Source organism: Terriglobus sp. YAF25, from assembly GCF_052113305.1.
GTDB lineage: Bacteria > Acidobacteriota > Terriglobia > Terriglobales > Acidobacteriaceae > Terriglobus.
Map to the genome: position 1 here is coordinate 1 of NZ_JBFRCY010000425.1, position 9,432 is coordinate 9,432.

The window sequence follows — 9,432 nt, forward strand, 5'->3', positions numbered from 1 at the left end:
CTTAAGCAAAACATTCGCGCGTTCGCGCGAACGGAGAAACGACTCTCGAGAATTATTCTCAACGTTCTGACGTTGCAACTTGTTTGAAGCTTTAGACCGCGGTGCTCAATCTCCAGATGATCCTCTACATCGACTCAACCAGCCGTTGCGCAACGCGCAACCATTTCGCACCGCAGGTGCGAATGCGTTGCTTAAGGGCACGGCTTCAGCCGTGCCGTAGCCCTGAATGAGAGCGCGGCTTTAGCCGCTGAGGTACTCGTCCAACCGAATCGTTGGATTGACGGAAGAATACGGATACTCCTCCGCAGTTGCACACAGTCTAGCTCGCACAGGATTCTGTGCAATGTATTCGAGGCGCATCGCATAGCCCTCTGCATCCCGAATCCGATGGTCCGTAAATCCTCGCTGCCATACAGGTTGCGATGCATGGAAGCGATGAGAGAACCCTCCCTTGATCAGTTGCATTGTTCGTTCGAGCGTAATCTGCGTCGGAGTCAGCAGCAGATGAATATGGTCGGGCATCACGACGTACGCGTGTAGAAGGTAGTTCTCACGGTAATGGTCCAAGGTTTCAAGAAGCAACTCGGCATTGTGCGTAACTTGAAAGACCCTACGTCGATTAGCTACTAGGGATGTGACGAAGTACGTCCCGGGTCTCGCGGTACGTGTCGGGATCGCCATAACGTGAATTGTATTTGACGTTGACGATTGCCCTCAGCGGCTAAAGCCGCGTGTCTTGCGGCACCCGGTACGGCACGGCTGAAGCCGTGCCCTTAAGCAAGGCATTCGCCCCTGCGGTGCGAAATGGTCGCGCTCCGCGCAACGGCTGGTTGAGTCGATGTAGAGGATCATCTGGAGATTGAGTGCCCAAACTCACCAACTACTTCTTCGCCTTCCTGCGCACGGCGCGGATGACGCCGCTGCCGCCGCCGCCGCAGTAGAACTGGTCGCTGCCGTAGGACTCAAGGCCGGAGACGCCTGTGCCCTGGGGCATCTCGATCTGTTCCAGCACTTCTCCCGTCTTTGGGTCGATGTGGCGCAGGTTGCTTTCGTCGCCCTCCCAGGTGCCGTGCCATAACTCGCCATCGACCCACGTCACGCCGGTGACGAAGCGGTTGGATTCGATGACGCGGAGCACCTTGCCGGTCTCGGGGTCGACCTGGTGGATCTTGCGGCTGCGGTATTGCCCTACCCAGAGTGAGCCCTCGGCCCAGGCCATGCCTGAGTCTCCACCGCCACCGGGGGCGGGAATGGTTGCGAGCACCGTGCCGGTGGCGGGGTCGATCTTGTGGATGCGGTCTTCGGCGATCTGGAAGAGATGCTTGCCGTCGAAGGCGGTCCCGGCGTGTCCGGCGACGTCGAGGGTGCGAACCGTCTCTCCGCTTATTGGATCGAGGGCATTGATGCTGCCGCCGGCGGCGAACCAGATGTTGCTGCCGTCGAAGGTCACTCCGTGGACCTGGTCAACGCCCGGGAATGGGCCGTACTCGCGGACGATCTCTGCTTTGCTTCGGTTCATGGGGCAATCCTCGTCAGCTAGATACTAGTTGCCTTGATACTAGTCACCTGGCAGAGGGGATGGGAGTAACAACGTGGTCGTGAATCCCGGCAGTGGCGGCGTCATCCAGCGGCGGGCGCGGCCGTGTCCGAACCACTGTGTCTTGCCCGATGCCGCCAATGAGTCCAGCGCGCGCTGCACGGTGCGTTGACTGGTTCCCATGGCAAGCGCCAGCGCCGAGCTGGACCACGATTCCCCGTCCGCCAAAAAGGCTAACACCGCGGCATGTTCTTCTTCGACCGGCCTTGCCAACACCACGACCTCGCGCGGGTGTGGAAGGGAGAAGGCAAAGCCCTTCTTGGTTGCATGGATGCCGGCGACAGGGCGGAGCATGCGGCGCAACCTGCCGATCTCCACGCGCAGGCGGCCGCGGAGCGATTCGTCCACCCACCTGGTGCCGAAGGCTCGTGCCAGCAACACATCGCGTGAGACATCGCCGGGCCAGGCTTCTCCGAGAGCCTGTGCGAGCGCGAAGAGCACTGGCCGGCTGGTCAGCGAGATGACCGTGCTGCCGCTGCGCACAGCATAACGGCAGGCGTCTACGACTACGGTCTTTGAGGCGAACAGAGCCTCGACCTCTTCCAGCAGTAATGGACATTCCTCGCCGCCGGCGATGCGGCGTGCGGCGGGTGTCTTCAGAGCGCTCCAGGCGTTTTCTACTTCCGCGAGCAACATGGGAATGCGTGCCTGGCGAGCTGCCTGTTCCGCGCGGGTGAGTGCGGCGCGGGCCGGCCTGGTCTGCAAGCGGCGGAGGGCGATGCCTGCGGCGGCCAGTTCATGCACGGTCCGCAGGGTGGGCGGGAGAGGTGCGGGGTCGAGTGTGGAGAGCAGCTCCTCGGCGTTGTCGAGGCGGCCGATCAGCAACAGCCGGCGGACTTCGAGGTAGCGTGCGTGGGCGGCGTTGAGTTGGTCGCCGTGTTCTTCCAGCACGGCTCTTGCCGCATCGAGCGTCCTTGCAGACCAACCCAGGTCACGCGAGGCCAGCGCGATCTCGGTCTCGGCGACCAGGCAGCGGGCGCGGGCGACGGCTTCCCTGGGACCGAAGGAGCGGGCGGCGTTGCGTAGCAACAGCTTTGCCCGGGCGAGGTCACCGAGCTGAGCCATGGCGATGCCGCGGAGGGCGAGGGCCGGTGGGTCGTCGCGGAGGGCGATGCGTTTCAGGGCTCCGAGGGGGTCGCCGGCGGCGAGGGCACGGGCTGCGGCTGTGATCAATGAGTCCATCGGAATCCCGCCACAGTTGTCACTCCCACCCCGCGTTTGCCCTGCGGTAAATCTATCTCATGGCATGGGGCACCCAGTGTGGTGGTTAGTCGGATGTGAGGTGAAGGATGAATTGCTTACGGAGAACCAACAACGCTCAAGCGCCGCACCAGACCATGGCTTGCTGCCGTGCGGTTTCACAACACGGCATGTTGCGGCGGTGGTGGAAAGGCGCAGGCGCATCCGCAGGTTCTGGTGTGTTGTTGGTGCTACTACCGAAGTGTCCGTTATGCATAGCCGCGTATCTTGCGGTATGGATGGGAGCCGGCGCGGCGATGTCGATCGCTACGCAAGCCAAGCCGGTGTTGGAGCTGCTGTTTGCTGCTTCACTGACTCTGCTGGCCGTACGCTTCTGGCGGCAGCCACGCAGAGTTGTGTCCTGATCTACTTCTGGTCCTTATTCGGCGACCAGTTGATGACGTGGTACTGTGCTGGAGTCTTACCGACGTTGCGGAACTGGTGGAGGCTGTTCGAGGCGTTGAAGATGATGTCGCCCTTGGTCACCTTGATCCACTTGCCGTCTGAGAGCGTCTCGCACTCGCCGCTGTCCATGATGATGAGCTCTTCGTTCACGTGACGATGCGCGGGGTGTGAGGTCTGGCCGGGGTTCAGCGTGGTGATGTGCATCTCCAGTTGATCGACGGTGGCTGTCGGCTGCTTGACCACGGAGCGGACCTCGCCGGTGGCGTTCTTCGTGACCGGCAACTGGTCGAACTTGAACACCGTGGGACCGAGGATAGAGGTCTTCTCGACACCAACGGCGGTGGGGGCGGCCTCTGGGGCCTTGTTCTGCGCCAAGGAAGAGACTGCGGTCAGCAGGACGGCCGCCGCAATGCTGCGAATCTCAAGCTTCATTGTCGTGCTCCTTTTTTGTGACGAGACCATCCTAGATCAGGAGGATTGGGGTTGGGTTGATTGGGGCGCCGGCACTCCCTCTTGTTTTGTCATTTCGCAGCGACCGAAGGGAGCGGAGAAATCTGCTTCTCTACCGAAGAGATAGGGGTAGAAAAGCGGATTTCTCCGCTTCGCTACGAAATGACAAACAAAAAGACGATTCGCGGGGACCGGGAACTGGGTGGGAGCGGCGGGCTTCAGCCCGCCGATGTGGGCTTGTAAAGAATTGGGCTTTAGCCCTGGGCCTTTTGCTGTGATGGACAGAAAGGCCCAGGGCTAAAGCCCGACGTAATGTTGGGTATTAATCAGCGGGCTGTATCCCTGGGTCAGGATATGGGGGCATTCGGAAGCTATGACCAATCCACAGCATCCTCTTCAGAAGATTCTGGAAAATCGGATCGCCATCATCGATGGAGCGATGGGCACCACCATTCGCACCTACGGGATGAAGGAAGCCGATATCCGTGGGGAGCGCTTCAAGAATGCCACCAAAGACCTGCTGAACAACGGTGATCTGTTCTCGCTGACACAGCCGGAGATGATCGGCGATATTCATCGCCGCTTCCTCGAAGCCGGCGCCGACATCATTGAGACCAACACCTTTGGCGCCACCAGCATTGCCCAGAGCGAGTTCTTTGTCGACGATCCGCGTGAGCACGGCGGCCGCAAGGACCCGGAGTTCTACCAGAAGATCATCGACGACGCTTCGCTGAGCGCGCTTGCGTGGGAGATCAATGAGCAGTCGGCGCGGCAGTGCCGTGAGTGGGCCGACCGGGTCGGCAATGACACCGGCCGGCAGCGCTTTGTTGCCGGAGCCATCGGTCCGCTGACCGTCTCGCTTTCAAACTCGCCGGATGCGGATGATCCCGGCTTCCGCGTCGTGACCTTCGACCAGGTGAAGAAGGCGTACGCGGAAGAGGTGCGCGCCCTGATTGCCGGCGGAGTCGATCTGCTGCTGGTGGAGACCATCTTCGACTCACTGAATGCTAAGGCGGCACTAGTCGCCATTCAGGAAGTATTTGAGGAGGACGGCAAGAAGCTGCCCATCATGATCTCTGCCGCGGTTGGCCGGGGCGGTGAGACGATGATCTCCGCACAGACGGTTGAGGCCTTCTGGAATGCGGTCAAGCATGTGAAGCCGTTGTCGGTGGGCCTGAACTGCTCGCTTGGCCCGGATCTGATGTATCCGTTCCTGGAAGAGCTTTCCGGCAAGGCTGACGTGGCTATCTCGGCGTATCCGAACGCAGGTCTGCCGAATCCGCTTTCGCCCACGGGCTTCGATCTCGAACCCGCCGATATGGGCCGATATCTTGGCGACTTCGCCAGGGGTGGACTGATCAATATCGCCGGCGGATGCTGCGGCAACACACCGGAGCACATCGCAGCCATCGCCAAAGCTCTGGCACACCTGGAACCGCGCAGCCTGGAGCCGCATCACCAGGAACATGAAACCGAGGCCGTGGGAGCCTGAGGATGAGTATCGACACGACAGAATCAAAACCTCTTCGCCTCTCAGGATCGCAGCCCTTCACCCAGCAGCCCGGCGTCTTCATCATGATCGGCGAGCGCACCAACGTCGCCGGCTCGCCGAAGTTTGCCAAGCTGATCAAAGAGGGCAAATACGAAGAGGCCGTCAGTGTCGCTCGCCAGCAGGTGGAGAACGGCGCCAACGTCATCGATATCTGCATGGACGAGGGCATGATTGACGGCGTCGCCGCCATGTCCCGCTTTCTGCTGTTACTGGCCAGCGAACCCGAGGTCGCCAAGGTTCCGTTCATGGTCGACTCCTCCAAGTGGGAGGTCATCGTTGCCGGCCTGAAGTGCCTGCAGGGCAAGGGCATCGTGAACTCCATCTCGCTGAAAGAGGGTGAGGAGAAGTTCCGCAAGAATGCCGCGACGGTGCAGCGCTACGGTGCCGCCGTGGTTGTGATGGCCTTTGATGAACAGGGCCAGGCGGCGACTTACGAAGACAAGATCCGCATCTGCGAGCGTGCGTATCGCATTCTGGTGAACGAGGTTGGCTTCGCGCCTGAAGACATCATCTTCGATCCCAACATCCTGACGGTTGCGACCGGCATGGAGGAGCACAACAACTACGCGGTCGACTTCATCAACGCGACCCGCTGGATCAAGCAGAACCTGCCGCATGCGAAGGTGAGCGGCGGCGTCTCCAACATCTCGTTCAGCTTCCGCGGCAACAACAAGGTCGCATGCTCTGGTGAAAGGCATCGACACTTATATCGCCGGCGATACGGAAGAGGCGCGCGCAAAGCTGGGCCGTCCGCTGCTGGTGATTGAGGGTCCGCTGATGGCGGGCATGGGCATCGTGGGCGATCTGTTCGGGGCCGGCAAGATGTTTCTGCCGCAGGTGGTGAAGTCGGCCCGCGTGATGAAGAAGGCTGTCGCGTATCTGACGCCCTTCATGGAAGCCGAGAAAGAAGCGATGGCCGCTGCCGGTATCGAGGTAAAGACGCAGGGCAAGATTGTACTGGCCACTGTCAAAGGCGACGTACACGATATCGGCAAGAACATCGTCGGCGTGGTGCTGGCCTGCAACAACTACGAGGTCATCGACATGGGCGTGATGGTGCCTGCCGAAAAGATCCTCGAGCGCGCCAAGGAGATCCGCGCCGACATCATCGGTCTGAGCGGCCTGATTACTCCGTCGCTCGATGAGATGGTGCATGTCGCCCGCGAGATGGAGCGGCAGAACTTCAAGATTCCGCTGCTGATCGGCGGCGCAACAACCAGCCGCGCGCATACAGCGATCAAGATCGCTCCGCACTACAGCGAGCCGGTGGTGCACGTTCTGGACGCAAGCCGCGCTGTGCCGGTAACCACCAGCCTGCTGAGCGAAGAGGGCCGGCAGAGCTTCATCGATCAGCATCGCGCGGAGTATGAGGGCGTGCGTAAGGCTCACGCTGCACCGAAGCTGAAGGCTGTGCCGATCGAAGCCGCGCGTGCGCGTCGTACACCGATTGAGTGGCGTGCGGAGGATATCTCGCAGCCTGCATTTACCGGCGTTCGCATGTTGGATAACTTCCCGCTCGAAGAACTGCGCAAGTTTATCGACTGGTCGCCGTTCTTCCATGCGTGGGGTCTGAAGGGGATCTATCCCCGCATTCTGGATGATGAGAAGCAGGGCGCTCAAGCCAGGCAGATCTTCACCGAGGGCAATGCCCTGCTGGACAAGATCATTGACGGCAAGCTGATTACGGCGCGCGYGGTGTATGGCCTGTTCCCTGCCAACGCTGTCGGTGATGATGTTGAGCTGTACGCCGATGAGACACGCTCCACGGTGCTGGACCGCTTCTACTTCCTTCGTCAGCAGGTGAATCGCGAAGGCAAGGAGCCGTGCCGCTGCCTGTCAGACTTTGTCGCACCGAAGGAGACGGGGCTGCCGGATCACGTCGGCGCCTTTGCCGTCACCAGCGGCATTGGTTTGCGCGAGCTCTGCGACCGCTTCAAGGCGGATCATGATGATTACAGCGCCATCATGGCGGAGGCTCTGGCCGATCGTCTGGCCGAGGCCTTTGCCGAATGCCTGCACAAGCGTGTGCGCGAGGAGTGGGGCTATGGCTGCGAGGAGAATCTCACCAACGAAGAGATGATCCAGGAAGAGTATCGCGGCATTCGCCCGGCGCCTGGGTATCCCGCGAGCCCTGACCATACGGAGAAGGGCACCATCTGGAAGCTGATGGATGTGCAGGCGAAGACCGGCATTATGATCACGGAGTCGTACGCGATGTGGCCGGGGTCGAGCATCAGCGGAATTTACTTCGGACATCCGGAGTCGCGGTATTTCAGTGTCGGGAAGATCGATCGCGATCAGGCGCAGGATTACAGCGAGCGTAAGGGCATGACGTTGAGTGAAGTCGAGCGGTGGTTGGGGCCGAATCTGAACTACGATCCTGAGAGATAGTCGGCGTTTGATGTAGCGAGAAGAGAAGGTATTGGTAGAGAAGCAGATTTCTCCGCTCCCTTTGGTCGCTGCGAAATGACAAACGAAAATGAGGTCGCCGGTATACGCGATACTCGTTGGAACCCAGATATGTACCTCAGCGGCTAAAGCCGCGTTTCTTCTCGCGCTGATACGGCACGGCTAAAGCCGTGCCCTTAAGCAAGGCATTCGCACCCTCGGTGCGAAATCGTTGCGGTGCGCGCAACAGAACAATACAGCAAAACACCATCCGCTACATCCGTTCGCGCGCAGCGCGATGTCTCGCTTAAGGGCATGGCTTTAGCCATGCCGTATCGGAGCAAAAAGCAGTGCGGCTTTAGCCGCTGAGGGCATGTGTCCAGCGAAGATCTAATCCGCACTACGGGACGAAGACAAAACAAAAAAGACGATTCGAGCTTCGCTCGAATGTCCCACCCATCGCGTATCGGGGTCCCCGACGAAACTTCGTTCGTCGGGGTGAGTGGCGATGGATGGGGCACCCAGAGTATGGGCTAAACCTATCCCTCGTCCGGCAACCCCGCGAGGCTTCGTACCAGCTTGCTGACTCCGTGGGAAACAGTGAAGGACTGCGGCACTGACTCAGGCTCCAGGAGACCAAGCCCGCAGGTCGCCGTAATCATCGCCCGTTGCGCAAGCTTCTGCGGATCGCCGACGCGAGATGCGCACTCAAGCCAGCGGAGAAAGATCTGTGCAGCATCCATGGCGTCGAGATGCCGCTTCGTCGGCACCAGGCCGTAGGCGACCGTGCCTCCCTGATTCACGAAGTCCATCGCCTGTGGATGACTGAAGAATGACTCCAGCCCTTCATGCGCATCGAAGGAGAGGATGTCAGGCCTGACGCGGAACATACGATCGAAGGGTTGCGATGCGCAGCAGTGCAGACCGGCGTAGACGCCACGCGTGCGGGCATCGTCGAGGATTGCCGCCAGAGCGCTGAGGCGATGCTCTTCGGGGAGTCCGGGGATCTCGAGACACAGGCCCGGCTCATCGACGAACAACAGCACGGGGAGGTTTGTTGCACGAAGCCGATTCGCCTGCCAGCAGATGAGTTGTGAGACGTGGAAGGCTACCGACGAGAACAGCACGGGATCAGAGAGAAACGGCCGGCCTTTGTAGAAGAGAAAGGCTGCCAGCGTGATGGGACCTTCGATCTGTCCTTTAACCGCGATGGCCTGGGGAAAGAGCCCCGACTCTAGCGCCTCTTCCAAAGCGAAGAAGCCGGCGGCGTTGTCTTCGGTGAGATAACCGTCGCCGTTGTGCAGAACGTCGATAACGGCATCGATGCTGCCTTCCTTCACCTCATAGCCATAACCGTCGGTGCGTGGCTCGACCAGGTGGCGGATACAGTCGAAGCCCTGCCCGATAGCAGCCTCACGTTCCGAGCGCTGCGGAAGCTGCGGCCAGAAGGGTACCTGCGGCGAGAAGCTAATCACCGATTCCAGGGCTTCAGGAAGCGAAGTGAGCGGCAGGCTGCCGACTCCGGTAACAGCTCCGGCGGGATCGAAGGAGGGGCGGCGAAGAGCTGTCTGCGACGTTGCGAATACGGATGGGGTCGACGGCAAGCGTTGAGATTCTCCTTCGCTGTTTTCAAGCTATCACGGTGGAGATTTCCAATTTTCAAATTGGAAATTGAGGCGTTTCATGAAGCGGGTGGGAGCGGTGGGCTTCACAGGTTGCGGAAAAACTAGGTTATTTCTCCCTAAGAGAGCCCTCTGATGAATTTTTTATCGCCGCTGAGCGTTGGTGAGGTGGATTGGCC

The 9,432-nt window shown here is 60.2% G+C and carries 7 protein-coding genes and 1 pseudogene; 3 read left to right on the forward strand and 5 right to left on the reverse strand.

The annotated features are described in order from the left end of the window. Nucleotides 1–240 precede the first annotated feature (240 nt). From AB4043_RS17125 to AB4043_RS17135, 3 genes are all read right to left on the reverse strand, one after another. Nucleotides 241–681 (reverse strand): REP-associated tyrosine transposase, encoded by a 441-nt coding sequence (locus AB4043_RS17125; protein ID WP_442303180.1) that lies wholly within the window; start codon nt 679–681, stop codon nt 241–243. A gap of 199 nt (nt 682–880) precedes the next feature. Continuing rightward, nucleotides 881–1,519, reverse strand: a complete 639-nt coding sequence (locus AB4043_RS17130) for a Vgb family protein (RefSeq protein WP_442303179.1) — start codon at nt 1,517–1,519, stop codon at nt 881–883. Nucleotides 1,520–1,558: 39 nt separating this feature from the next. Continuing rightward, entirely contained in the window at nt 1,559–2,779 is a 1,221-nt protein-coding gene (locus AB4043_RS17135) for a helix-turn-helix domain-containing protein (protein ID WP_442303178.1), read from the reverse strand. Nucleotides 2,780–2,886: 107 nt separating this feature from the next. On the opposite strand from AB4043_RS17135, the gene AB4043_RS17140 reads away from it, so the two are divergent. Beyond that, nucleotides 2,887–3,201, forward strand: coding sequence for a hypothetical protein (locus tag AB4043_RS17140; RefSeq protein WP_442307611.1), 315 nt, complete (start codon nt 2,887–2,889; stop codon nt 3,199–3,201). Between the two features lies 1 nt (nt 3,202). Here AB4043_RS17140 and AB4043_RS17145 read toward each other — a convergent pair whose 3' ends face one another. Next, on the reverse strand, nt 3,203–3,673 hold the full coding sequence (locus AB4043_RS17145) for a cupin domain-containing protein (RefSeq protein WP_442303177.1): 471 nt from the start codon (nt 3,671–3,673) through the stop codon (nt 3,203–3,205). A 391-nt stretch (nt 3,674–4,064) separates the two neighbouring features. On the opposite strand from AB4043_RS17145, the gene AB4043_RS17150 reads away from it, so the two are divergent. Further along, nucleotides 4,065–5,183 (forward strand): homocysteine S-methyltransferase family protein, encoded by a 1,119-nt coding sequence (locus tag AB4043_RS17150; RefSeq protein ID WP_442303176.1) that lies wholly within the window; start codon nt 4,065–4,067, stop codon nt 5,181–5,183. A 2-nt stretch (nt 5,184–5,185) separates the two neighbouring features. After that, nucleotides 5,186–7,634: pseudogene (locus AB4043_RS17155) on the forward strand (vitamin B12 dependent-methionine synthase activation domain-containing protein). Nucleotides 7,635–8,170: 536 nt separating this feature from the next. Here the strand turns inward: AB4043_RS17155 and AB4043_RS17160 are convergent. Then, nucleotides 8,171–9,235 (reverse strand): hypothetical protein, encoded by a 1,065-nt coding sequence (locus AB4043_RS17160; protein WP_442303174.1) that lies wholly within the window; start codon nt 9,233–9,235, stop codon nt 8,171–8,173. Nucleotides 9,236–9,432: the final 197 nt, after the last annotated feature.